Origin of the sequence: Nonomuraea sp. NPDC050153 (assembly GCF_044460125.1) — a bacterium.
GTDB lineage: Bacteria > Actinomycetota > Actinomycetes > Streptosporangiales > Streptosporangiaceae > Nonomuraea.
This window is the reverse complement of sequence record NZ_JBITJQ010000005.1, coordinates 319,100-342,912: the sequence shown is the minus strand read 5'-3', so window position 1 is coordinate 342,912 and position 23,813 is coordinate 319,100. Positions and strand designations below refer to the sequence as shown.

Annotated in this window: 22 protein-coding genes; 14 read left to right on the top strand and 8 right to left on the bottom strand. The window is 73.0% G+C overall.

The features are described 5' to 3' along the window. Positions 1 to 61: 61 nt before the first annotated feature. Positions 62 to 715, top strand: a complete 654-nt coding sequence (locus ACIBQ1_RS16415; RefSeq protein ID WP_397278211.1) for a class I SAM-dependent methyltransferase — start codon at positions 62 to 64, stop codon at positions 713 to 715. Here ACIBQ1_RS16415 and ACIBQ1_RS16410 read toward each other — a convergent pair. Beyond that, on the bottom strand, positions 682 to 2,283 hold the full coding sequence (locus ACIBQ1_RS16410; RefSeq protein WP_397278209.1) for a benzoate-CoA ligase family protein: 1,602 nt from the start codon (positions 2,281 to 2,283) through the stop codon (positions 682 to 684). The genes ACIBQ1_RS16415 and ACIBQ1_RS16410 overlap by 34 nt on opposite strands. Positions 2,284 to 2,434: 151 nt before the next feature. Then, entirely contained in the window at positions 2,435 to 3,187 is a 753-nt protein-coding gene (locus tag ACIBQ1_RS16405) for a FadR/GntR family transcriptional regulator (protein WP_397278207.1), read from the bottom strand. Between the two features lie 88 nt (positions 3,188 to 3,275). On the opposite strand from ACIBQ1_RS16405, the gene ACIBQ1_RS16400 reads away from it, so the two are divergent. From ACIBQ1_RS16400 to ACIBQ1_RS16365, 8 genes are read left to right on the top strand one after another with little or no spacing between them, the layout of a single operon-like run. Then, the gene (locus ACIBQ1_RS16400) at positions 3,276 to 4,772 is read left to right on the top strand and encodes an ABC transporter substrate-binding protein (RefSeq protein ID WP_397278205.1); all 1,497 of its coding nucleotides are present in this window, start codon (positions 3,276 to 3,278) and stop codon (positions 4,770 to 4,772) included. Further along, the gene (locus ACIBQ1_RS16395; protein ID WP_397278203.1) at positions 4,769 to 5,707 is read left to right on the top strand and encodes an ABC transporter permease; all 939 of its coding nucleotides are present in this window, start codon (positions 4,769 to 4,771) and stop codon (positions 5,705 to 5,707) included. Before ACIBQ1_RS16400 ends, ACIBQ1_RS16395 begins: the two co-directional genes overlap by 4 nt. Positions 5,708 to 5,715: 8 nt before the next feature. After that, entirely contained in the window at positions 5,716 to 6,537 is an 822-nt protein-coding gene (locus ACIBQ1_RS16390) for an ABC transporter permease (protein ID WP_397278201.1), read from the top strand. Beyond that, positions 6,524 to 7,438 carry an ABC transporter ATP-binding protein gene (locus tag ACIBQ1_RS16385; protein ID WP_397278199.1) on the top strand — a complete coding sequence of 305 codons (915 nt, stop codon included), beginning with the start codon at positions 6,524 to 6,526 and terminating at the stop codon, positions 7,436 to 7,438. Before ACIBQ1_RS16390 ends, ACIBQ1_RS16385 begins: the two co-directional genes overlap by 14 nt. Next, positions 7,407 to 8,207: an ATP-binding cassette domain-containing protein gene (locus ACIBQ1_RS16380; RefSeq protein WP_397278197.1), complete on the top strand. Its 801-nt coding sequence runs from the start codon at positions 7,407 to 7,409 to the stop codon at positions 8,205 to 8,207. The genes ACIBQ1_RS16385 and ACIBQ1_RS16380 overlap by 32 nt, the downstream gene beginning before the upstream one ends. Continuing rightward, positions 8,204 to 9,376, top strand: a complete 1,173-nt coding sequence (locus ACIBQ1_RS16375; protein ID WP_397278194.1) for a M20 family metallopeptidase — start codon at positions 8,204 to 8,206, stop codon at positions 9,374 to 9,376. Before ACIBQ1_RS16380 ends, ACIBQ1_RS16375 begins: the two co-directional genes overlap by 4 nt. Continuing rightward, the gene (locus tag ACIBQ1_RS16370; protein WP_397278191.1) at positions 9,376 to 10,491 is read left to right on the top strand and encodes a P1 family peptidase; all 1,116 of its coding nucleotides are present in this window, start codon (positions 9,376 to 9,378) and stop codon (positions 10,489 to 10,491) included. The genes ACIBQ1_RS16375 and ACIBQ1_RS16370 overlap by 1 nt, the downstream gene beginning before the upstream one ends. Further along, the gene (locus tag ACIBQ1_RS16365; protein ID WP_397278189.1) at positions 10,488 to 11,918 is read left to right on the top strand and encodes an aldehyde dehydrogenase family protein; all 1,431 of its coding nucleotides are present in this window, start codon (positions 10,488 to 10,490) and stop codon (positions 11,916 to 11,918) included. The genes ACIBQ1_RS16370 and ACIBQ1_RS16365 overlap by 4 nt, the downstream gene beginning before the upstream one ends. 48 nt (positions 11,919 to 11,966) lie before the next feature. Here the strand turns inward: ACIBQ1_RS16365 and ACIBQ1_RS16360 are convergent, their stop codons facing one another. Beyond that, positions 11,967 to 12,728 (bottom strand): SDR family NAD(P)-dependent oxidoreductase, encoded by a 762-nt coding sequence (locus ACIBQ1_RS16360; RefSeq protein WP_397278187.1) that lies wholly within the window; start codon positions 12,726 to 12,728, stop codon positions 11,967 to 11,969. Between the two features lie 53 nt (positions 12,729 to 12,781). Then, on the bottom strand, positions 12,782 to 13,318 hold the full coding sequence (locus ACIBQ1_RS16355) for a GNAT family N-acetyltransferase (protein WP_397278185.1): 537 nt from the start codon (positions 13,316 to 13,318) through the stop codon (positions 12,782 to 12,784). Between the two features lie 118 nt (positions 13,319 to 13,436). On the opposite strand from ACIBQ1_RS16355, the gene ACIBQ1_RS16350 reads away from it, so the two are divergent. Together ACIBQ1_RS16350 and ACIBQ1_RS16345 are read left to right on the top strand one after the other, a co-directional pair. Continuing rightward, positions 13,437 to 14,258 (top strand): MurR/RpiR family transcriptional regulator, encoded by an 822-nt coding sequence (locus ACIBQ1_RS16350; protein WP_397278183.1) that lies wholly within the window; start codon positions 13,437 to 13,439, stop codon positions 14,256 to 14,258. Between the two features lie 11 nt (positions 14,259 to 14,269). Beyond that, positions 14,270 to 15,109: an aldo/keto reductase gene (locus ACIBQ1_RS16345; RefSeq protein WP_397278181.1), complete on the top strand. Its 840-nt coding sequence runs from the start codon at positions 14,270 to 14,272 to the stop codon at positions 15,107 to 15,109. Here ACIBQ1_RS16345 and ACIBQ1_RS16340 read toward each other — a convergent pair. Together ACIBQ1_RS16340 and ACIBQ1_RS16335 are read right to left on the bottom strand one after the other, a co-directional pair. Next, a complete protein-coding gene (locus ACIBQ1_RS16340) occupies positions 15,106 to 15,711 on the bottom strand; it encodes an HAD family hydrolase (protein ID WP_397278435.1) in 606 nt (201 codons plus the stop codon). The two genes, ACIBQ1_RS16345 and ACIBQ1_RS16340, sit on opposite strands and share 4 nt — an antisense overlap. A 2-nt stretch (positions 15,712 to 15,713) precedes the next feature. Continuing rightward, a complete protein-coding gene (locus tag ACIBQ1_RS16335) occupies positions 15,714 to 17,090 on the bottom strand; it encodes an MFS transporter (protein ID WP_397278179.1) in 1,377 nt (458 codons plus the stop codon). 117 nt (positions 17,091 to 17,207) lie between these two features. Between ACIBQ1_RS16335 and ACIBQ1_RS16330 the strand changes: the two genes are divergently transcribed. Next, positions 17,208 to 17,399, top strand: coding sequence for a DUF1918 domain-containing protein (locus tag ACIBQ1_RS16330; protein ID WP_397278177.1), 192 nt, complete (start codon positions 17,208 to 17,210; stop codon positions 17,397 to 17,399). A gap of 9 nt (positions 17,400 to 17,408) precedes the next feature. Here ACIBQ1_RS16330 and ACIBQ1_RS16325 read toward each other — a convergent pair whose 3' ends face one another. Together ACIBQ1_RS16325 and ACIBQ1_RS16320 are read right to left on the bottom strand one after the other, a co-directional pair. Then, positions 17,409 to 18,074, bottom strand: a complete 666-nt coding sequence (locus ACIBQ1_RS16325; RefSeq protein WP_397278175.1) for a TetR/AcrR family transcriptional regulator — start codon at positions 18,072 to 18,074, stop codon at positions 17,409 to 17,411. A 30-nt stretch (positions 18,075 to 18,104) separates the two neighbouring features. Then, a complete protein-coding gene (locus ACIBQ1_RS16320) occupies positions 18,105 to 19,031 on the bottom strand; it encodes a MerR family transcriptional regulator (RefSeq protein WP_397278173.1) in 927 nt (308 codons plus the stop codon). A 99-nt stretch (positions 19,032 to 19,130) separates the two neighbouring features. Here ACIBQ1_RS16320 and ACIBQ1_RS16315 point away from each other — a divergent pair, with 99 nt between their 5' ends. Together ACIBQ1_RS16315 and ACIBQ1_RS16310 are read left to right on the top strand one after the other, a co-directional pair. After that, positions 19,131 to 19,637 carry a methyltransferase family protein gene (locus tag ACIBQ1_RS16315; protein ID WP_397278171.1) on the top strand — a complete coding sequence of 169 codons (507 nt, stop codon included), beginning with the start codon at positions 19,131 to 19,133 and terminating at the stop codon, positions 19,635 to 19,637. 111 nt (positions 19,638 to 19,748) lie between these two features. Continuing rightward, positions 19,749 to 23,768, top strand: coding sequence for a hypothetical protein (locus tag ACIBQ1_RS16310; protein WP_397278169.1), 4,020 nt, complete (start codon positions 19,749 to 19,751; stop codon positions 23,766 to 23,768). Positions 23,769 to 23,813 lie beyond the last annotated feature (45 nt).

Sequence of the window (23,813 nt, the reverse complement as noted above, 5' to 3'; positions counted from 1 at the left end):
GTGACGACCTCCCCTTCAGAACCTGGGGCGGCGCTCCTCCGTCTCGACCGAGAGAGGCCGCATGCCGAGTTTGCCCGAGATCGTGCACCGTACGTTCTTCCGGACGCTGTCCCTGCTGTCTCCGGCGGGCCAGGCGGTGCTCCTGCGCTACGTCTTCGACTGGCGCCACCGGACCCCTGACCCGTGGAAACTCGCCACGGACAGTTACGAACAGCAGAAATACCGGACCACGCTCAAGCACCTGCCCGCCCGGCCGTACCGGCGGATCATCGACGTCGGGTGCAGCGAGGGCGTGTTCACGCACGTGCTCGCGGTGACGTACCCGGACGCGGAGATCATCGGGGTGGACGTGTCGGAGCGGGCGCTGGCGCGGGCGCGCGAGCGGGTGCCGCAGGACGGGCGGGTGCGCTTCATCCGCGCGGACATCCTCACCCACCGCTCCGACCAGCGCTTCGACCTGGTGTTCTGCTCCGAGACCCTCTACTACCTGGGTCGCCACGAGCGCCTGCGGCAGGCGTCGGCGCAGCTCAGCGAGCTGCTGGTGCCCGACGGGGTGCTCGTGGCGGTCCACCCGTGGCCCGAGGCCGGCCGGCTGCACCACTACCTGGACTCGCACGCGGCGCTCTCGCGCCTGACCGAGCAGGTCTACACGGCCACGTCGCGCCCGTTCGCCGTCACCGTCTACGGCACCAGGCCGGCCGCGTCGCCTTCCTGACGGCCGGCCTTGCCCAGGAGGTCGGCGGCGATCCGGCGGATCACCACCCGCTGGATCTTGCCCGTCGCCGTCTTCGGCAGCTCGTCCAGCACCAGGACCTCGCGCGGCCGCTTGAAGGAGGCCAGGCCCTCCCGGCAGAAGCCGACGAGCTCGCCGGCGTCCACGGTGCGGCCCGGCGCGGACACCACGCAGGCGACCGGCTTCTCCAGGCCGTCCTCGTCGATGTAGGCCACGACGGCGCACTCGCCCACCGACTCGTGCTGGAGCAGCCGGGCCTCGACCTCCATCGGCGACACCCAGATGCCACCCGCCTTGATCATGTCGTTGGAGCGGCCGAGGCACTGGTAGAAGCCGTCCTCGTCCCTGATGTAGGTGTCGCCGGTACGCAGCCACTCGCCCTGGAACACCTGGCGGGTGGTGGCCGTGCGGCACCAGTAGCCGGTGGCCACCGAGTCGCCCCGGACGTACAGGTGGCCCGGCTCCCCGTCCTTGACGGGCGCGCCGGAGTCGTCGAGCAGCTTGGCCTCGTAGCCCGGCACGACGGTTCCCGAGCTGCCCGGGCGTACCCGGCCCGGATGGTTGGAGATGAAGATGTGCAGCGCCTCCGTCGAGCCGAGGCCGTCGATGACGTCCACCCCGAAGCGCTCGGTGAAGCGGCGGTAGATCTCGGCGGGCAGCGCCTCGCCCGCCGAGACGGCCAGCCGTACGGACCGGAAGGCGCCGGCGGGGGCGTCGGAGGCGAGCAGCGCCGCGAAGAACGTCGGGCCCGCGAAGAACAGCGTCGGCCGGTCCTCCATCACCCTGGCGACCGCGCCCGCGGGGGTGGGCCGCGCCGGGTCGAGGACCGCCGTGGCGCCCGCGGCCAGGGGGAAGAACATGGAGTTGCCGATGCCGTAGGCGAAGAACAGCCGCGCCACCGAGAAGCACCGGTCGTCGGGGCGGATGCCGAGGACCTGCCGCCCGTACCCCTCGTAGACGTCCTGGACGGCGCCGTGCCGGTGCATGGCCGCCTTGGGGGCGCCGGTGGTGCCGGAGGTGTAGAGCCAGAGGGCGGGCGAGTCGCGCCAGGTGTCGTACGGGAGGCCCGCCGCCCTGCCCGACTCCAGGACGTCGGACCACAGGCACACCGGCACCTCCAGCGCGGCGTCCTTCTCCGACGGCTCGATGACGACGAGCACCGCCACGTCGGGCGCGCTCCCCACGGCCTCGCGCACGACCGGCGCGAACTCCGGGGTGGCCACGACGACCCTCGCCCGCGCGTCCCGGACCAGGGTGGCGAGCTCGGTGGGGGTGTACATGGTGGAGACCGGTACGGCTATCGCGCCCATGCGCATGACGGCCAGGATGGTGATCGCGCTCTCCGGCCGGTCGGACATGACGAGCAGGACGCGCTCCTCCGGTCTGACGCCCAGCGTGCGTAACCCGGCCGCGAACCTGGCCACGTGGTCGGCCAGCTGCGCGTAGGTCATCGTGCCCGCGGGGCCCGTGAGGGCGATGTGGTCCCCGCGGCCCGCTTCGACCTGGCGGTCGAGGAGAAAGACGCTGGCGTTGAACGACTCGGACGACATGGGCGTCCCCATCCGCAGGCGCTTGTAGGTAGGGAAATCTTCTACATAGAAGGGATGCGCCGTCAATGACGTGTAGTACGGCGAGAAACCGCCGTACGGGGTTGCGGTCCTTCGAGGGGAGAGAGGGCTGCGGAGGGCGGACCGGGGGCGGTCAGTCGAGGAGGGCGGTGAGGGCGGGGCGTTCGGCGGCCGGTAGGTAGCCCGCGTAATAGTCGTACATCGCCTTCCGCGACAGCCGGGCGGCCAGCGGGCCGTCGCCGGCGCGCATGGCGGCCAGCACCTCCTCGTGGTGCCGGATGCTCTGCCGCATCAGCGCCTCCCGGTCGGGCGCGTCGGCGATCTTCTCCGAGATCAGCTTGAGCACGATCGAGCGGACCACGTCCGTGCAGATCTGGATGAGCTTGTTGCCGCTCGCCCGCGCCACCGCGTCGTGAAAGGCCACGTCGGTCTCGCCGAACGCGTCCTGCCCCGTCTCCACGGCCGAGCGCATGCGCGCCACGGCCGACTCCATCTCGGCGAGCTGCTCGCCGGTGCGCAGCCGGGCCGCCAGCAGGATCGCCGACGAGTCGAGCACCATCCTGAACTGCACCAGCTCGGCCAGCGACAGCTCCTCCACCCTGGCCAGTGTGGTCATCGACTTGTGCAGCGCGGCGGGCGAGAACGGCAGCACCTCCGCCCCGTTGGGGTCGCCGGGCCGCGACCGCACCAGGCCGCGAGCCTGGAGCACCCGCAGCGCCTCGCGCACGGTGGACCGGCTGACCGAGAACTGCACCATGAGCTCCCGCTCGCTCGGCAGCCGCCCGCCCGGCGAGAGAGAGCCGCTCTCGATGGCCTCCTCGACCTGCTCCACCACCCGCTCATAGGCGCGTACGGTACGCACAGGCTCGAACCGCGGACCACCCATCAAAGCCCCCTTGACCCGAGCCGTCGTCGACTGGCAATGTGCGTAGCCTACTGGTCCGACCAGTGCACTAGCCAGGAGGCAGTAACACATGAGGCGAATCGGAATCTGGATCGCCGCCGGCGGTCTCCTGCTGGGCACGGCCGCCTGCGGCGGCACCTCCAGCGGCGGCGGCGGTGCGGTCACCCCCAAGACCCAGACCCTTTCCGTCGGATTCGTGGCCGAGCCCGCGAACCTCGACTTCACCTCGACCGAGGGCGCCGCCATTCCCCAGGCGCTGCTCGTCAACGTCTACGAGGGCCTGGTCAAGCTCGACCAGGACGGCAAGATCGTGCCGCTGCTCGCGGAGAAGTGGGACGTCTCGCCCGACCGCAAGACCTACACGTTCACGCTGCGCAAGGACGTCAAGTTCAGCAGCGGCGCGCCGTTCACGGCCGACGACGTGGTGTTCTCGCTCGGCCGGGTGAAGACGGACTGGAAGCTCAAGATCAAGGCGCAGTTCGACGTCGTGGACAAGGTGGAGAAGAAGGACGACTCCACCGCCGTCGTCACGCTCGCGAAGCCGAGCAACGGCTTCCTCTACTCGATGGCCACCAGGCTCGGCGCCATGTTCAGCCGGACCGGGGTCGCCGACCTGGCCAACAAGCCCGTCGGCACCGGCCCGTACACGCTCGGCTCGTGGCGGCGCGGCGACTCCATCCAGCTCAACGCGAACGCCTCCTACTGGGGCACGAAGCCGCCGCTGTCGTCGATCACGCTGAAGTACTTCAAGGACGCCACGGCGATGAACAACGCGCTGCTGACCGGCGGCATCGACGTCATCTCCGCCGTGCAGGCGCCCGAGTCGCTGCAGCAGTTCGCCGACCCCAACCGCTTCCAGACGGTCGAGGGCACCACGAACGGCGAGGTCGTGCTGTCGATGAACAACAGCCGCCCGCCCTTCAACGACAAGAAGGCCCGGCAGGCCGTCCGCTACGCGATCGACCACAAGGCGCTGCTGGAGACCGCCTGGGCCGGGCGCGGCCAGCTGATCGGCTCGATGGTCCCGCCCACCGACCCCTGGTACGAGGACCGCACCGGCGACTACCCGTACGACCCGGCCAAGGCCAAGGAACTGCTCGGCGGCAAGCCGCTCAACGTCAAGATGCGCATCCCCAACCTGCCGTACGCGGTGGCCAGTGCCCAGGTCGTCAAGTCGCAGCTCGCGCAGGTCGGCATCAACGCCGACATCGAACCCCTGGAGTTCCCGGCCCGCTGGCTGGACGTGGTGTTCAAGCAGGGCGACTACGACCTGTCCATCATCAACCACGTCGAGCCCCGCGACATGGGCATATTCGCCGATAAGTCGTACTACTTCCGCTACGACAACCCCGAGTTCGGCAAGCTCCTCGCCTCCGCCGACGAGGGCACCGAGCAGCAGCAGACCGACGACCTGAAGAAGGCCGCCAAGCTGCTGTCCGACGACGCCGCGGCCGACTGGCTCTTCCTGTTCCCGAACCTGATCGTGGCGAAGAAGGGCGTCAGCGGGCTGCCGAAGAACGCCATCGCGGAGTCCTTCGACTTCACCGCGCTCTCCAAGCAGCAGTGACGCTTTACCTGATCAAACGCCTGGTGGTGCTCGTCGCGAGCACCGCCGTGGCCGGCGTGGTGGTGTTCGCGTTCATGGCCCTGCTGCCCGGCGACCCGGCGGAGGTCGCGCTCGGCGTGAACGCCACGCCCGACGCGGTGGCGGCGCTGCGCGAGCAGTTCGGCACCGACCGGCCGCCCGTCGTGCAGTTCTTCGACTGGTTCGGCGGGCTGCTGCAGGGCGACTTCGGCACCTCGTACGTGACCAGCTCGCCCATCGGCCCGCAGATCAGCGACCGGCTCGGCGTCACTGCCGTGCTGGTGCTCGGCGGCATGCTGGTGGCGCTGGTCATCGCGGTGCCCCTCGGCACGTTCGCGGCCGTGCACCACCGCAACCCGCTCGGCGCGGCCATCAGCGCGCTCAGCCAGGTCGGCATCGCGATCCCGGCGTTCCTGGCGGGCATCCTGCTGGTGTTCGTGTTCGCGGTGCAGGCGCAGGCGCTGCCCTCCGGCGGCTACGTGCCGATCACCGAGAACCCGGCCGAATGGCTGCTCGGCCTGTTGCTGCCGTGGCTGTCGCTCGGCCTCGTGCAGGGCGCGGTGCTCACCCGGTACGTGCGCAGCGCCGTGCTCGACGTGATGCGCGAGGACTACCTGCGCACCGCCCGCGCCAAGGGTCGGGGCAGCACCGGCGCCCTGTGGCGGCACGGCCTGCGCAACGCCTCGATCCCGGTCGTCACCGTGCTCGGCCTGCAACTGGCCACGCTGCTGATCGGCGCGGTCGTGGTCGAGCGGGTCTTCGTCATCCCCGGGCTCGGCGACCTGCTGCTCAACGGCGTCGCCGGGCGCGACCTGCTGCTCGTCCAAGGTGTGGTGATGGTGCTGGTGGTGGCCGTCCTGCTGATCAACTTCGTGGTGGACGTGGCCTACCGCGCGCTGGATCCGAGGCTGCGATGAGGGGCCGGATGAACGCCGGCCTGCTGGTCGGCGGCGTGCTGGTCGGGCTCGTGGTGCTGGCGGCGGTGCTGTCGTTCTTCTGGACGCCGCACGACCCGACGCTCGTGGACGCCGCGCGCAAGCTGCGCCGGCCGGGCGGCGGCTACCTGCTGGGGGCCGACAAATTCGGCCGCGACACCTTCAGCCAGCTCATGGTCGGCGCCCGGACCACCCTCTACGTCGGGATCGTGGCCGTCGGCATCGCCGCCGTCATCGGCACGCCGCTCGGCATGGTCGCCGGGATGACGCCGCGCGGCTGGCTCTCCGAGCTGATCATGCGGGTCAACGACCTGGTGTTCGCGTTCCCCGCGCTGCTGCTGGCCGTCATGCTCGGCGCGGTCTACGGGCCGGGCACGCTCACCGCGATGATCGCGATCGGCGTGGCCACCGTGCCCGCGTTCGCCCGGGTGGCCCGCGCCGCCACGCTCCAGGTCATGGTGACCGACTACATCCTGGCCGCCAGGGCCGCAGGGCGCCGCCGTCCGGCCATCGCGATGCGGCACGTGCTGCCGAACATCGGTTCCATGCTCATCGTGCAGGCGTCGGTGTCGTTCGCGATCGCGATCCTGGCCGAGGCGGCGCTGTCGTTCCTCGGCTTCGGCACCCGCCCGCCCACCCCGTCGTGGGGGCGGATGCTGCAGGAGTCGCAGGAGCTGCTGTTCTCGACCCCGCGCCTGGCGCTGTGGCCCGGCCTGGCTATCGCGCTCGCGGTGCTCGGCTTCAACCTCCTGGGCGACGGCCTGCGCGACTACCTCGACCCGAAGCTGAGGAGGGTCCGTGCTGAAGGTTGAGGGGCTGACCGTACGGGCCGATTCCCTCGAATTGGTGCACGAGGTGTCGTTCTCCATCGCGCCCGGCGAGCGGGTCGGGCTGATCGGCGAGTCCGGCTCCGGCAAGTCGCTGACCGCGCTGTCGCTCATGGGCCTGCTCCCCGAGGGCGTCACCGCCGCGGGCACGGCCACGATGGGCGGGACCGACCTGGTCGGCGTGCCCGAGAGCCGGCTGAAGCGGCTGCGCGGCCAGGACGTCTCCATGGTCTTCCAGGAGCCCATGACCGCCCTGAACCCCCTCATGCGCATCGGCGCCCAGGTCGCCGAGGTCATGACCCTGCACGGCACGCCCCGCCCACAGGCCCGCGAGAAGGCGCTCGGCCTGCTCGAACGCGTCCGCCTGCCGGAGCCCGCGCAGATCGCCCGCGCGTACCCGCACCAGCTCTCCGGCGGCCAGCGCCAGCGCGTCATGCTCGCCATCGCCCTGGCCAACGGGCCCGGCCTGCTCATCTGCGACGAGCCCACCACGGCGCTGGACGTCACCGTCCAGAAGCAGATGCTGGAGCTGATCGCCGAGGTCGCGCCCGCGCTGCTGTTCATCACCCACGACCTCGCCGTCGTGGCGTCCGTCTGCGAGCGGGTCCTGGTCATGTACGGGGGACGCGTCGTCGAGAGCGGCCCCATCCGCGAGGTGTTCACCCGGCCCCGCCACCGCTACACCGAGGGCCTGCTGGCCGCCTCCAGGCTCACCCCGCGCGGCACCCGGCTGCCCACCATCAAGGGCAGCGTCCCGGCGGCCGGGACGTTCCCCGGCGGCTGCGTCTTCCGCAACCGCTGCCCGCACGCCACCCCCGAGTGCGAGACCGTACCGGCGCTGACAGGAGACGGCCATGCCCACGCATGCTGGCACCCCGCTGATTGAGGCCCGCGACCTCAGCCGCCGCTACCACCGGCCCCGCACCTCGCTCACCAGGCCGGGCGCCGTCGTGCACGCGCTCAAGGACGTGTCGCTCACCGTGGGCCGGGGCGAGCGGTACGGCATCGTCGGCGAGTCCGGCTCCGGCAAGTCGACGCTGCTGCGCCTGCTCTGCGGGCTCGACCAGCCGACCGGCGGGTCCATCCTGTTCGACGGGCAGGAGATCGTCGGCAGGCCGGAGCGGCGGCTGCGCTTCCTCCGGGAGAACCTGCAGATCGTCTTCCAGGACCCGATGAGCTCCCTCGACCCGCGCATGCGCGTCCGGGACCTGGTCGCCGAGCCGCTCGTGGCGCTCGGCCTGCCGGTCGGCGACCGCGTGGCCGAGCTGCTGGAGGAGGTCGGGCTGCCCGCCTCGGCCGCCGACCGGTACCCGCACCAGTTCTCCGGCGGGCAGCGGCAGCGCATCGCCATCGCCCGCGCGCTCGCGCCCCGGCCGAAGGTGCTGGTCGCCGACGAGCCGGTGAGCGCCCTGGACGTGTCCGTGCGCGGGCAGATACTCAACCTGCTGGCCGACCTCGTGGACGAGCTGGGGCTCACGCTCGTGTTCGTCTCGCACGACCTGTCCGTGGTGCGGCACGTGTGCGAGACGGTCGCGGTCATGAGCCGCGGGGAGATCGTGGAGAGCGGGCCCGTGGACGAGGTCTGGGCCGCGCCCGCCCACGACTACACGCGTACGTTGCTGCAGGCCGTACCGACTCTGGAGGGATTGTTTTGATCGACGTCGACGCCGACGGAGTGGTGGAGTTCACCCAGGCGCTGGTGCGGATCCCCAGCACCAACGACCCCGGGCGGCGCGAGCGGGCCGCCGCCGAGCTGGTGGCCGCCAGGATGCGGGAGTGGGGCTGGGAGCCCACCGTGTACGAGGTGGAGCCCGACCGGCCCAACGTGGTGGCCGTGGTCGAGGGCGGCGGCGGCGCCGGGCCGACGCTGATGTTCGAGGGCCACACGGACGTGGTGACCGAGGGCGACCTGTCCACCTGGACCGTGGACCCGTTCGGCGGGGAGATCCGCGACGGGAGGCTGTGGGGGCGGGGCAGCGCCGACATGAAGTCCGGCCTGGCCGCCACCCTCTACGCCACCCGGGCCCTGCAGCTGGCTGGACCGTTCCCCGGGCGGATCAAGGTGTGCGCGCTGGCCGACGAGGAAGGTCTCATGATCGGCGCGCACCACTTCGTGTCCGAGGGGCTGACCGCCGACGTGGACGGCGCGATCGTGGCCGAGCCGGAGGCGGGCGAGATCTGCGCGGTGGCCAAGGGCGCCCTGCGGCTGCGGGTGGACTTCACCGGCAAGATGGCGCACGGCGCCATGCCGCAGCACGGCCGCAACCCGCTCCCGGCCGTGGGCTCGCTGCTGGTGGGGCTGCAGTCGCTGCAGGAGGAGCTGCAGGGGCGGCATCCGGCGCACGAGCACCTCGGCGAGGTGTACGTGACGCCGACCGTGCTGCGGGCCGGCTCCGAGGAACAGGTGAACGTGATCCCGGCCGGCGCGTCGGTGTTCGTGGACGTGCGGACGATCCCCGGGGTCGAGCACAAGCTGATCGCCGACCGGGTGGCCGCGCTCGCCTCCTACGACGGGATCGCCGCGGAGGTGGCGGTGCTGGTGGACCGGCCGCCGGTGGACGTGCCCGTGTCGGACCCGGTGGTGGCCGCGCTGGCCGCCGCCCACCGTTCCGTCACCGGCGCGGAGCCCGTCTACGGCGGGGTGCCCGGGTCCACGGACGGGACCGTGCTGACGCACTGGGGCGGCGTCCCCTCCGTGGTGTACGGGCCCGGCGGGAAGTGGATCGCGCACCAGGCGGACGAGTTCGTGGAGGTCGCCGAGATCGTCCAGTGCACCCGCGTCTTCGCCGAGGCGGCCCGGCGCTTCCTCAGCGGGGACTTCTGATGCGCCCTGGACCCTCCAACTCGCTGGCGGACGTGGCCGGGCTCCGGGTCGGCCACGCCCAGCGGGTCGGCGGCGGCTACCGTACGGGCACCACCGTGGTCCTGGCCCCGCCTTCGGGAGCCGTGGCGGGGGTGGACGTACGGGGCGCCGCTCCCGGGACGCGCGAGACCGAGCTGCTGGACCCGCGGAACCTGGTGTCGCGCGTGCACGCCGTGGTGCTGACCGGGGGGAGCGCGTACGGGCTGTCGGCGGCCTGCGGGGTGATGGAGCGGCTGGCGGACGCGGGCATCGGGTACCCGGTGGCCGGCGGGGTGGTGCCCATCGTGCCGGCGGCGGTCATCTTCGACCTGGGGCGCGGCGGCACGTTCCGAGCCGTCCCGGACGCCGCCCTCGGCACGGCCGCCTACGACGCCGCCGCGGATACTTCCGCGCCGTCGACGGCGGGGGTCCCTTGGCCCAGAGGCGGGACGGGCTCGCTTGACGGTGCGCTCCCGTCCACCGGCGCCTCCGTCCAAGGGACTGGCGCGCGTGGCGGGTCGGCGGGGAGCGGGTCGCTCGGGGCCGGGACCGGGGCCAGGGCCGGTGGGCTGGCCGGAGGGGTGGGGACGGCGAGTGCCGTGCTGCCCGGCGGCGCCACCGTGGCGGCCCTCGTCGTCGCCAACCCCGTGGGCTCGGTCCTCGATCCCCGCGACGGCACCCTCGCCGGCGCGAGGTACGGCCTGCCGGGCGAGTTCGACCACCTCCAGCCCCCGCTCCAGGGGGAGATCGACGCCTGGCACCCGGAGAACGCCCCCTCCTTCAACACCACCATCGGCGTCGTGGCCACCGACCTCACCCTCACCAAGGCCCAGTGCGGAAAGCTGGCCGCGGTCGCCCACGACGGCCTGGCCAGGGCGATCAGGCCGGCCCACACCATGACCGACGGCGACACGATCTTCGGCCTGGCCACCTGCGAAGGCCCCGAGCCCGACCATGACACCCTGCAGGAGATCCTCGCGGCGGGGGCCGACGTGTTCAGCCGCGCCATCGCGCACGCCGTGCTGGCCGCCACCGGCCACGAGGACGCGCCCGCCTATCTCGACGTGTTCCCCAGCGCCCAACGGAAGCAGTCATGAGCATCGACACCGCATGGCCGTCCGGCCTGCCCATCGGCGACGGATGGGTGGAGACGGCGGAGACCGACGACGTCACCTTCCCGTACGACGGCTCCCTCGTGGCCGCGGCCCCGAGAGGCGACGCGGGCCTGGCCCGGCGGGCCGTGGACGCGGCCCTGGCCGTGGCGCCCGCCATGGCGGCGCTGCCGTCGCACGCCCGCCGCGCCGCCCTCATGAAGGCCCACGACGCGCTGGCGGCCGACCGGGAGGAGTTCGAGCGCCTGCTCGTCCTCGAGACCGGCAAGCCCCTGGTCGACTGCAGGGTCGAGGTCGCCAGGACGCTCGTCACGCTGGCCACGGCCGCCGAGGAGGTCGCCAGGCTGCACGGCGAGACCGTGCCGCTCGACCTGCTGCCCTCGGGGGAGGGGCTGATCGGGTTCTGGACGCGCCGCCCGATCGGCGTGGTCGTCGGGATCACCGGCTTCAACTACCCGCTGCTCCTCGCCGCCCACAAGATCGCCCCGGCGCTGGCCGCGGGCTGCCCGGTGATCGTCAAGCCCGCGCCCGCGACCCCGCTGGCCACCCTCTGGCTGGTGCACCTCATCCGTTCGGCGAACGCGCTCCCCCCGGCCGCCGTGCAGCTCGTCACCGGTGACGTCGAGGTCGGCAGGACGCTGGTGGAGGACCGGCGCATCGGCGCGGTCTCCTTCACCGGCTCGGCCGCCGCCGGGCACGCCATCGCCCGCAACGCCGCCCCCACGAAGGTCCTGCTGGAGCTGGGGTCGAACGCGGCGCTCGTGGTGGCGGCCGACGCCGACCTGGAGGCCGCCGCCGACGCGGTCGTGCGCGGCGGCTACTACGCCTCCGGCCAGGCATGCATCTCCGTCCAGCGGGTGCTGGTCGAGGAGCCCGTACGGGAGCGGTTCGTGTCCCTGCTGGCCGAGCGCGTCAAGGACGTCACGGTCGGCGACCCCCGCCTGCCGGAGACCCGCGTCGCCCCGCTCATCGACGAGGCCGCCACCGACCGCGTGCTGGAGTGGATCGCGGAGTCGGGGGTCGAGCCGGTCACGGGCGGGCACCGCGACGGCCGGGCCATCGCGCCGACCGTGCTCGCGGGCGTCGGCGACGGGGCCGCCGCCTGGGACGAGGAGATCTTCGGGCCGGTGGTGAGCGTGCGCTCGGTGCCCGACCTCGACGCCGCCTTCGCCGCCGTCAACGAGTCCAGGTACGGCCTGCACGCCTCGGTGTTCACCCGGTCGCTGGCCACGGCGTTCGCGGCCATCGAGCGGATCGAGGCCGGGGGAGTGGTGGTCAACGAGGTGCCGGGGTTCAGGGCGGACAACATGCCGTACGGCGGCGTGAAGGACTCCGGCATCGGGCGCGAGGGGCCCCGCTTCGCCATCGAGGAGCTGACCGTGACCAGGATGGCGATCATCCGGCCCGCCTAGCCGGTCGTGGCGACCGGGCCGCGGGACCCGGTCGCCTGGTTGGGCGGCCTAGTTGGGAGGGTCGAAGCGGCCGTCCACGGCCGTCCAGCCGCCGTCCACGTACAGGACGGAGCCGGTCACGAAGCTGGCCGCGTCGCCGGCCAGGTAGACCACCGCGCCGGCCATCTCCTGCGCCGTCGCCCACCGGCCGAGCGCGCTCTTGTTCGCGTACGCGGCGTACCAGTCGGGGTTGTCCTTGATCTGCCTGGTCAGCGGCGTCTCCACGACGCCGGGCGCGATGGCGTTGACCCGCACACCGTGCGGCCCGAACTCGGCCGCCGCCGTCCGCAGCAGCTGCACCAGGCCCGCCTTCGTGGCCGAGTAGACGCTCTGCCCCGGCTCGGTCACCGACGCGCGGATCGACGCGAACCCGATGATCGACCCGCGCCCCCGCTCGACCATGCCCGCCCCGAAGGCCCGCACGACGTCGAACGAGGCCCGCAGGTTCAGCCCCACCACCCGGTCGAACTCCTCGCCGGAGTAGTCGAGCAGCCGCTTGCGCACGTTCGTGGCGGCCGTGAACACCAGCACGTCGGCCGGCTCCTCCCCGGCGGCCCGGTTGACCTCGGCGGCGTCCAGCACGTCGAGCAGCCGGGCGTCGCCGCCGCACGCGGCGGCGGTCTGCTCGGCCGAGGCCAGATCGCGGTCGGCGCACACCACGGAGGCCCCGTGAGCGGCCAGCGCCAGTGCCGCCTCCCGGCCGATCCCGCTCCCTGCCCCGATCACCACGGCCCGCCGCCCATCCAGGCGGAACAGCGCGTCATATCCCATACGAGGCACCCTAGCGACTGGTCCGACCAGTGCACCAGGTCGGGGTCAGCGCGTCAGCGCGTCTCCCATTCGGCGCGCAGCAGCTCGTACTCCACCTCGCCCTGCTCGGCCCCGGGGAGCGGGTCCTCCCAGTCGAGGTGGAACGTGCGGGCGAACCGCAGCCCGCACTTCTCCATGACCCGCCGCGAGCGCACGTTGACCGCCATCGTGTGGGCGAAGACCCGGCGCGCGCCCAGCTCCCGGAACGCCTTGTCGATCAGCGCGCGCGAGCCCTCGGTCGCGTATCCCCTGCCCCAGGCCGACCTGTGCAGCCGGTAGCCCAGCTCCGGCTCGTCGTCCGGCGAACCCTTGGGCGCGCGCAGGTGGAACCAGCCGAGGAACGCCCCGGACGGCTTGTCGAGGGCCGCGAAGAAACCGGACGCGATGAACGCGGGCAGCGTCTCCCCGACGATCTCCTCGCGCGGCGTGGGCCTGCCGCCGTTGAGGAACTCCATGACCTCGGGGTCGTTGTGGAGGGCGAACAGGTGGTCGGCGTCGGACTCGGTGAAGCGGCGCAGGAGCAGCCGCTCGGTCTCCAGGTAGGTGTGCACCGGCAAACGCTAGCCAGCCGGTGGGCGCCCTCTCGACAGGTTTTCCGGCAGCTCGCGCGGCCGGGCCCGCGCCTCGGCGGCATCAAGACGGAATTTCGTTCTCTGGTAATCTTCGCCCATGGAACAAAATTCCCTCGCGGCGGCCGTGCGGGCCAGGCTCTCCGGGCTGTACGACGCCGAGGCGCGGGTCGCGCAGGTGGTGCTCGACCAGGGCGCCGGGCTCGTCCACCTGAGCGTGAGCGACGTGGCGCGGCTGGCCGGCACGTCGGCGTCCACCGTCGTGCGGGCGTGCCGGCGGCTCGGGTTCGGCGGCTACCAGGAGGTGAAGATCGCCTCCGCCCGCGAGATGCCGGGTCCCGAGCCCCAGGACGAGAGCGACCCGCTGGCCGCGACCGTGCGGGCGGCCCGGGACGCGCTCGGCGGGCTGGGCGCCACGCTGTCGCGCGACGGTCTGAGCGCCGCCGCCGAGGCCCTCAACGGGGCCGCCCGGGTGCTGGTCGCCGCCACCGGCCTGTCGGGGGCGGTCGCCCTCGACGCCGCCTACCGGCTGCGGGCCCTCGGCCTGCCGGTGGACCTGCCGCCCGACCCGCTCACCGCGCACCTGGCCGCCGAGCTGCTGCCGGAGCCGTCGGTCTGCCTGGCGATCAGCCACAGCGGGGCCACCCGCTCCACCGTCGACACCGCCCGCCGCGCCCGCGCCGCCGGGGCCCGGGTCGTGGCGATCACCAGCTACGCCAGCTCGCCGCTGGCCGAGGAGAGCACGTGGGTGCTCGTCGGCGGCGGGCAGGACCTCGTCTTCGGCATGGAGGCGGTCGCCAGCCGCCTGGCCCACCTCACCATCGTCGACACGCTGTCCATGATCGTGCTCGGGCTGCGCGGCGGCGCGGCCGAGCGGGCCGTGTCGGCCTCCGCCGACGTCACGGCGAGCCACAGCTACTGAGAGGGGCCACAGTGATCAGTCAGAGCTTCGACCTCGCGGGCGAGCTGCGGGTCAGGCGGCTCGGGTACGGCACCGGCATGCTCACCGGGCCCGGCTACTGGGGGCCGCGCCTCGACCCGGACCAGGCGGCCGCCATCCTGCGCCGTGCCGTGGACCGCGGGGTGATGCTCGTCGACACGGCCGACAACTACGGGCCCGGCCTCGCCGAGGAGCTGGTGGCGCGGGCGCTGCGCCCGTACCCGGACGATCTGATGATCGCGACCAAGGGCGGCGTCGTCCGTACGGGCCCCAACGTCTGGCACGTCGCCGGACGGCCCGAGCGGCTGCGCGCCATGTGCGAGGCGAGCCTGCGCCGGCTCGGGACCGACACCATCGACCTCTACCAGCTCCACCGGATCGACCCGGAGGTGCCGCTGGCCGACCAGCTCGGGACGCTCGCCGAGCTGCGGCGGGAGGGCAAGATCCGGCACATCGGCCTCGACACGGTCACCGTGGAGGAGCTGGAGCGGGCGCTGGAGATCGCGGAGATCGCCTCCGTGCAGAACCGCTTCAACCTGCTGGACCGCGAGTCCGCGCCGGTGCTGCGGGCGTGCGAGGAGCGCGGGCTGGCGTTCCTGCCGTGGTTCCCGCTGGGCAACGGCTCGCTGGCCCGTGCCGGCCTGCCGGAGGTGGCGCGGCGGCACCGGGCGACCGCCGGCCAGGTGGCGCTGGCGTGGCTCCTGCACCACTCGCCCGTCATCCTGCCCACGCCGGGCACCGGGTCGCTCGCCCACCTGGAGGAGAACCTGGACGCGGCCGCCGTCGAGCTCACCCCCGACGACCTGGCCGCCCTGGACGGCCTCCTGTCCTAGAGGGAGCGCACGGCGGCGACCAGCTCCGGCATGCTCCCGACGCAGGGCTCGGCCCCAGGATCCGGCGCGACACCGGTGTCGTCGCTGCGGAACAGCAGGGTGCGCATGCCCAGCGCGCGTGCCGGGGCCAGGTTCGCCGGCCGGTCGTCGACGAACAGCACCTCCCCGGGGGGCACGCCCAGCCCGTCGAGGACCGCCGCGTAGGGCGCCGGGTCGGGTTTGCGGGCCCCGAGGTCCGAGCTGATGAACCAGCGCCGGATGCGCAGGTCCAGGCCGAAGCGGCGGCGCAGGAGCGCCGACCACGCCGCCGCGTCGTTGCTCAGGCAGGCCGGCTCGAACCCGTCGCCCGCCAGCTCGTCGAGGGCCTCGCGGGCGCCGTCCGTGAGCGCGTGTTCCCGGCAGTAGTGCTCGTCGCGCGGGTCCAGGCCGAGCGCCGTCCAGAACTCGTCCGTGGTCACGCGCCCGAGCGTCACCGACCGGTACGCCGACCGGATCTCCTCCTCCGGCGCCGTGCAGCCCTGGCCCCGCAGGTACGGGATGAGCACCCGCCCCTGGACGTTCCCGTACCGGTACAGCACGCCCATCGCGTCAAAGACGATCATCTTCACACACCGACGCTACTGCGGCGCGGGATGGCGGAGGCGACGGCGACCGCGGCGACCGCGAGGACGGCGAACGCCGCGAACGCCGTGGTGTAGCCGGACTCGGCCGGCACCGGGCCGGAGTCCGGCGTGCCGGCGGCCAGCAGCGCGGCGGCGATCTGGGCGCCGACCGCGCCGCCCACGGTGCGCACGATGGTGTTGACGCCGGTGGCCACCCCGGTCCGGTGCGGCTCGACGGCCTCGACGACGAGGTTGCCGATGGAGGCGAACGCCAGCCCGTAGCCGATGCCGACGACGAGCCCGGCGGCGTGGAAGTGCCACAGGCGGTCGTGGACGGCCGCCAGCAGCAGGAACGACACGGCGGCGCAGGCAGCCCCGGCCTGGAGCGGCAGCCGCGACCCGAACCGCCGCCCCAGCAGCGGCGCCAGCGGCGTGGCCACCAGCATGATCAGCGCCATCGGCAGCATGACCAGCCCGGCCTGCGCGACCGACGCGCCGAACCCGTACCCGGCGGACGGCGGTGTCTGCACGAAGCGGGGGATGAGCGTGATGACGCCGAACATGGCGGCCCCGACGACGAGCGTGGCCAGGTTCGTGGTGACGAGCGCGCGCCGGCCCATGAGCCGCAGGTCCACCAGCGGGTCGGGGGAGCGGAGCTGGACGCGGGCGAAGGCGGCCAGCAGCAGCGCGGCCGCCGCGAACAGCCCGACGACCGCCGCCGAACCCCAGCCCCAGGCCCTGCCCTGGCTGATGGCCAGCAGCAGCGCCACCAGCGCCCCGGACAGCAGCACGGCCCCCGCCAGATCCACGCGCCCGGCCAGGGCCGCGCGACGGGCGGGCGGGAGCGCGGCGCACGCGGCCAGCGCCGCCGCCGCGAGCACCAGGGTGCCCCAGAACAGCCACCGCGTGCCCGCCGCGTCGGCCACCGGACCCGCGACCACCATGCCCGCCGACCCGCCGATCCCGAACATGGCGCTGAGCAGCGCGACGACGCCGGGCACCCGGCCGGGCGGCACCGAGGCCCGCACGATCCCGAAGGCCAGCGGGAACACGCCGCCCGCCACCCCCTGGAGCGCCCGCCCCAGCACCATCCAGCCGAGGCTTTCGGCCGGCGCGCACACCAGCGTGCCGAGGGCGAAGCACCCCAGGCAGGCGAGCAGGACGCGGCGGTGGCCGAACATGTCGCCCAGCCGCCCCGCGATGGGCGTGGCCACCGCACTGGACAGCATGAACGCCGTGAGCACCCACGTCGCCGCCGTGGCCGAGGCGCCGAGCGCGGGCCCGAGCACGGGCAGCACCGCGATCACGATCGTCTGCGCGAGGCTCGCGGTCAGCGCCGCGACCAGCAACGCGCCCACCACCATCTTGTGTTCCGTCATAGTTAGGGAACCCTAAGTCTTGTGGACATGCGTCCGCAAGCTTGGTGGTGCGGCTTTCCGGGTGCAATGTGGGAAGGAACCTCAAAGTTGCTGCAGACCAGCTGAGAGGAACTTGTCATGCGCGCGAACGTCGGTGACCACCTGATCGTCCACGGCAACGTCGTCGGCCACGGAGACAGGCGAGGAGAGATCATCGAGATCAAGGGCGAGAACGGCGCGCCGCCGTTCCTCGTGCGATTCGAGGACGGGCACGAGCAGCTCATGTTCCCGGGGCCCGACGCGCTGGTCGAGCCCGCCGGGACCGTCTGACCGGCGCCCTTACGGAGCGGCCGCCCTGATGGCCTCGACGAGCATGTCCAGCTCGGCCTCGAAGAGCTCCTCGGGCGAGACGGCGCGCAGGTGGGGCTCGGCGGCGCGCAGCCTGGGGTGCTCGCCGGTCCGCTCGGCCAGGGCGAGCAGGCTCGCGGTGCGGTGTGCGGCCACGGGATCGCCGTGCAGCTCGCGGTGAAGCCTGCCCAGGACGAGGTCGATGAAGATCATGTAGTGCCGGGCCGCCTGCCGCTCGTCGAGCCCGGCGTCGGCGAGGATCGCCAGGATCGTCTCGACCAGGTGGAGCGCGCCGGGGCCGTGGTTGGCGCGGGTCATCAGCACGTCCACCATGCCCGGGTACGCAGCCAGCTGCCGGCGCATGGCGGCGGCCAGCAGGCGCAGCCGGTGCGGCCACGGGCCCTCGTCGATGCCGGGCGGGACCAGGTCGTGCTCGGCGATGGCGTTCATGACCAGGTCGACGAGGGCGTCCTTGTCGGCGACGTGGCGGTAGAGGGCCATCCGGGAGGCGCCGAGGTCGGCCGCCAGGCGGCGGACGGTCAGCGCCTCCATGCCCTCCGTGCGGGCGATCTCCAGGGCCACGGCGACGATCCGCGCCTGGCTGAGGCTGCCCCAGGCGCGGCGGCGCGACGGCTGCTGGCTGGCGGATGGAGCCACGGTGAAACCGTACTGGATACCTCGGGGGCCTCAGCCCAGGCGGGCGCGCAGGGCCTCGGTGAACCAGCCGAGGGCGGGGGCCAGCGGCTCCGGGGCGGGCCAGCCGTTGATCACCGCCAGCAGTTCGAGGTAGCGCTCCCTGCGCGGGTCGTTCGCCTCCTCCAGCCGGGCCAGCAGCCGCCGCCGCAGATCGGGGCCGTCCGGGAGGCCGCGGTCGCGGGCGTACGCGGCCACCACCGCCGCGACGGCGGCGCCGGCCTCGGAGGAGGCGGGGGCGAGGCCCGCCGCGAGGGCCGGGCGGGCGTGGTCGCGGGCCAGCACGACGGCGTCGGGGCGCGGGGGCGCGTCCCCGGTGCCGGCTCGCTCGGCCGCGAGCCCGGCGGCCGTGCGCCGGACGGCGGCCCGGAAGTCCGGGTCCTGCGCGAGCTCGGCCAGCTCCACCCACGCCTCCACCTGCTCGGGCGAGGGATCGTCGGGCAGTTCGGGCGTCATCGAGCTCATGATCCCCGCGAACCCGGGAACCGTGTCCAGGCCGTCGAAGGCGGCCTCCAGGAAACCGTCGACGAGGCGGCGGCGTTCGTCCTCGGAGAGTCTTGCCAGTTTGTGCATGAGATCCATTTCCTTGGGGCTGGAGCCGCGCCTGGCCACCGCCGTGAGCACCGCGCGCCGCAGCCGGAGCGTGCGGATCTGCACGGCCAGGGCTTCGGCGTGCGCGGCGGCGACCTCGGGGAGCGAGACCTCGCGGTCCACGACCCGCCGGATCGTGGGCAGGTCCACTCCCAGGTCGCGCAGCGTCCGGATGAGCTCCAGGCGTGCGACGGCGTCGAGGTCGTAAAGGCGGTACCCGGCCGGGCTCCGGTCGGCAGGCGGCACGATCCCCCGATCGGAGTAGAACCGGATGGCCTTGACCGTCAGCCCGGTGCGCCGGGCCAGGTCGCCGATGGAGTAGAGCGCCATGCCTCCACCTTTCCGTCTCCCCTGAAGGGAGACTCAACCGGTTGACGGTGATTCGCCCGCTTCTTAAAATCATCTAGTAGTGAATTAAGGAGCCGTCCTATGCGCAGGACACCCGCGGCCATCGTCAGCTCCGCCTTCTTCGTCGCCGCCCCCGGCACCTTCGCCGTCCTGGTCCCGTACTGGATCGGCGGCTGGCGCATGCGCGACCCGTTCCCGGACCCGGTCATGATCCCGCTCAAGGCGCTCGGCGCGATCCTCGCGCTCGCGGGGCTGGCCGTCGTGGTCAGCGCGTTCGTCAGGTTCGTGGTGGAGGGGCTCGGGACGCCCATCCCCGTCGCGCCGCCCGACCGGCTGGTCGTCGGCGGGCTCTACCGGTACGTGCGCAACCCCATGTACGTCGCGCTCCTGGCCGCCGTCATCGGGCAGGCCATGATCTTCGGCGATCCCTGGCTGCTCGGCTACGCCGCCGTCGTGGCCGCCGTCACCTACACGTTCGTCCGCCTCTATGAGGAGCCGAACCTGCGCAGGAGGTTCGGGGCCGACTACGAGCGGTACCGGGCCCGCGTCCCAGGGTGGTGGCCGACCGTGCACCCGTATCGCTCCTGAAAATTGGGGTCCCATGTCCGGGCGGGTTTGACTACCTGTGAGGAGATGTGGTCGCATCGTGACCTATGTTTCTGATGGGATGAATTAGACCGGTCCGGGGGAGAACGTTTCATGCCGCACGCCCTTCTGCGCGTGCTCGCTTCGACGTCCATCGCAAGCGCCACAGTCCTGGTGGTCCTGCCACCGCCTGCCCAGGCCCAGACGCAGGCCCAGACGCGGGCCCACGCCCAGGTGAGGGTGCAGCCCGTGCCCGCCGTGGAGGAGCCGCCGGCCGCCGCGGTCAGCGTGCCCACCCGGCCCTCGCTGGCAGTCAGGCCCGCGGGCACCGGGCGGGTGGGGCCCGACGAGCCCGAGGTGACCACACCTGCCGGGCCGCGCCTCATCGACGAGGTCACTTCCGAGGCCGCCTCCGTCCAGGAGGAGCAGGGCTTCGGCAGGCAGGCGCCCGACGTCCGGAGCGTGCTGCCCGATACGGCGGACGCCGAGCCGCTGACGCTGATCAAGCCGCTGGCGCCGATCCTCAAGGCGTTCGACGGGCTGGGCAAGGCCGTTCCGGGGCTGACGTACCGGCTCTGCGTTCAGAGCGAGGCCGTGCCGGTCTCCTGCTCGATCTCGCAGCCGGTCGCCACGCCGGCCGTCGCCGACGTCACCGGCGACGGCAAGCCCGACCTGGCCGGCGACCTCGTGCCCACGGCCAACCCCGTGGAGGGGGCGGCCGGGCTGGGGTTCGCGGTCAAACGGCTGTCGCAGGAGAGCGTCAAGGCGCTGGTCTGGGCCGAGTACGACGGCAAGGTGTCGGTCGGGTTCGACGGCCTGCGGCACGGCGCGTCGCTGTCGGCCTTCGACTGGGGGACCTTCAGCGTCGACCTGGCGGGCAAGCAGATCAAGGCCAGCGTGAAGCGTACCGATCCGGGCAGGTCCGCGGCCCTGGTCGCCGGGCTGACCGGCCGCAGCGTGGTGAGCCTGCGCCAGACGCCCGCCACCCGCAAGCTCACCGTGACCGCCGCGCTCGACTCGCCCTCCCTGGACGTCGACGCCTCCGCGCCCGCCAAGCTGGAGGCGCTGGCGGTGACCGGCCGCCAGTTCACCCAGGCCGTGCTCGACCGCATGCCCGCCCGCGCCACGGTGCGGCTGTCGAACGGCGAGGTCCGCTTCACCAGCCCGTCCTCGATCGCCCGCGCCCGGCTGAACAGCTTCACCTACCGTGACGGCAAGCTGGCCAGGGTGCTGAGCGCCCAGCTCAGGAAGGTGCCGCCGACCCTGACCGCCAAGTACGCGACCGCGGGCGGCAAGCAGATCCTGACCGTCGAGTCCGGCCGGGGCCGGGCCGGCGCGGCCTCCCTGCTCTTCTTCGACCGGGCCGCCGACAAGACCGTGCTCAAGACCGAGCTGAGCGCCCTGCCGGCCAAGGTGCGCCTGGTCAACGACCTGGCCGAGCACCGCGTCACGCACACGACCAGCTCGCCGATCGGCCGGTTCGCCGTGGTGCTCCAGCGCAACGAGGGCGCCGTCTCCAGCCCGCGCGGCGGCCACGTCACCATGATCAAGAAGGGTGCCGCGCTGGGGGTGTCGGGGCTGCTGACGGGGCTGTCCGGGTTCGACGTCACGTACGGGCCCGTGCCGCACGCCCACCTGGAGCTGGACTCCAGCGGGCGGTCGTTCGTGGGCGCGGCCAGCATCGACGACACCCACGTGGCCCGCCTGGAGGTCTCGAACACGCCCTCCACCGTCGACGTCACCCTCGACCCCGCGGGCAGGAAGGCCGAATACCAGGCCAGCGGCGAGATCCGCACCTTCCGCGCCGCCTACGCGAACCTGAAGACGGGCCCCACCATCGACGGCACCGTCCTGGGCGTGCGCGACGACGTCAAGGCGTCGTGGGAGCTGGGCGAGCGCTCGACCGTCAAGGTCGCCACGTCCTCGAAGATTGACCAGATCAGGATTTATGCCAATAAAGCGCACGTGACCTCTCCGTCCGGGGAGGACCTGGAGGCGACCGTCGAGGGCGTGCGCAAGAGCGTCGAGCTGGTCGCCGACACGGCCGCCAGGAATCTCACCTGGACCGCGGACGCCCCGGTGGCCAAGGTGTCGGCGCTGGCCAGGGTCAAGCTCGGCGACCGGTACGCCAGGGCCGCCGCCGAGGTGAGCGGCGTGCCGGCCCGATTCGACGCCTCGTGGGACCCGGCGGCGTACCGCTTCCGCGGCCTGTCCGGGCCGGTCGGGTCGGCGGAGCTGGCGTTCACCAACCACGACGGCGCCACGGCTCCCACCGGGCCGCACCTGTCGGCGCACTACAGCCAGGCCACCGGCGACCTGGACGGCAGCGTGCTGGTCAAGGGGCTGGAGCAGGTCGGGTTCAGCCCCTTGGAAGGCACAGCCGCGCAGGGGTTCAGTGCGGACTTCCGCTCGGCCAGGCAGACGCTGGCCGTGGACGCCGACGTCACGCGGGGTGACGCCCGCTTCGGCCTGATCGGCACCCTCGGGCCCGTGCCCGGCCGCCTGTCCGTCACCTCCGAGGGCGGCAAGCTCACGTACGCCGGTTCGCGCCTGGACGTGCGCGCCCGCGCCTGGCTGGGCAAGACCGGGGCGCTCGACCGCATGCGGGCCGCGCCGGCCGTGCCCGGCGGCGTGTCCCTGGTGGACGGCGGCTGCGCGGCCGGATCCGCGGGCTGCTCCCAGGGGGCGTTCTGCACGCCGGATCGCGGCTGCTACGGCCTTCAGGGATACCTGGACGTGACCGGGCTGCCGGACCAGGTGAGCGTGGACATGATGGGCAAGACGTTCGCGTTCTCGGGGTTCAGCCCGCGGCGCAAGAGCCTCGGCGTCTATCTGGCCAGCAGCGTGCTGTCACCGGTGCCCGTCAAGGCCAGGGCCACCCTGACCGGGCTGCCCTCCAAGATCACCAGCCTGTCGCTGGGGCCGTTCGGCGTCTCGCCGGGCAACGCCGTGCAGGCCGCGTACCGCATCGAGCCGGCCGTCACGCTCGGCACGCTCGACGTGCGGGCCGAGGCAGGGGACCTGCGCGGGCAGGTGTCGATCGACCCCGTGCCGGCCTCGGTGTCCGTCCAGGGCACGTACGGCGCCAAGACCCGCATCCGCGTGAACAACTCCGCGGCCGTCAAACGCCTGGACGCCAAGGTCACCCTGGCCGGGAAGGGCACCGGCGAGCTGCGCTTCGCGGACGTGCCGGCCGTGTTCGGGGTGGACGCCGACGCCTCGGCCGCCGGGCTGAGCGTGCCGGCGCTCACGTACAAGTCGAACGTCAGCACCCTCGACGGCCACCTCGGCGTGGAGGGCGGGCTGGTGGACCCGCAGGGCAGGCTCGGGGACCTGTCGTTCGAGGTCAAGGACCTGGCCGCCGACACCACCATCCGCATGAACCCCGACCAGTCGCTCGACCTCGTCTCCCGCCCCGTCCCCACGGGCGGCCTGTCGCTGCACGCGGGGCTGCGGATGGACCCCGTCGCGCCGCAGCTGATCTCGGTGAGCAAGGAGGTCCCGTACACGACGGGCTTCCTCACCTACAACGTCGGCGGGAAGTTCGGGCTGGGGGCGAGCTCGATCAAGGACCTGTCGCTGCGGGCGCAGCGCGTGTCGTGGCTGCGCATCCGGCCGGGCAAGATCCCGTTCGGCCTGAAGGCGTCCCCGGCGCTCGGGTACGTCGCGCCCGGCTTCGAGGGCGACTACGGTCAGCTCAAGCTGGCCGCCAAGGGCGTGGACCTGCGGCCCGAGGTCTCCCTGGACGTCCGGCTGAGCAGGGAGGTCGGCAACGACCTCTTCCACGACTCGGTGCGGCTGGCCCCGACCGACTCGCTCGCGCTGCGCCGCTACGACCAGCGGATGCGGCGGATCGGGGCCAAGCAGGAGATCAAGGCGGCGGGGATCAGCCTGGCGTGCGTGACGGTGGACGCCAAGCCCGGCTTCGCGGCCGGGGACGGGTCCAGCTCGATCACGTTGCGCGGCGCCGACGGGCCCCAGATGGTCTCGCTGCTGGATCCGGGGGACCAGGTGCCGGACTACGCGGTGGACCTGCTGACCCACTTCATGAGCCCGTTCCCCGGGGCGGAGTGGAAGGTCGCGGGCACCAAGGCCGGCGGCTGCGGCCCCGCGCGGCGCCCGGCCTCGCGCTGACCCCGGCGGGACCCCCCGGCTGACGGCCGCGCGCCTGGTGCGCGG